The organism is Vibrio rubrogenes, assembly GCF_059641415.1.
In genome coordinates, this window is the sequence record NZ_JCARSY010000139.1 from 1 (window position 1) to 340 (window position 340).

Genomic DNA, 340 nt, shown 5'->3' on the forward strand with positions numbered 1-340 from the left:
CGACGGATACTCAGAGCCGCTGATGAGATGGAAATGACACAGGAAGAATTGAATGATTTTGTGAATTCACACCCTGACTATTTTCAGATTGAAGACGCCAGAACTAACCTTAGTCATGCAAACGAAAAACCGGGCAGTGATGACCTAGAAAAAATTCTTGAAGATATGGACAAATTTTTAGAGAAGAGACGATTAAAATGAAATATACCGAAAGACCGGAGTATAAGCTTTTTAAGGCCTTGAGGAATGGGCAAATACAACAAGCTGAAACATTGATTAAAGACGGTGCAGACATTCACAGAATATCAGAATCGGAGCAATGGAGTTACTTGCATAAAAT

Annotated in this window: 1 protein-coding gene; it reads left to right on the top strand. The window is 38.5% G+C overall.

Annotation, left to right across the window (positions count from 1 at the left end; genetic code table 11):
• The coding region (locus AC55NX_RS20920) for a GH-E family nuclease (RefSeq protein ID WP_496997482.1) at positions 1-201 on the top strand (201 nt) is incomplete at its 5' end.
• Positions 202-340 lie beyond the last annotated feature (139 nt).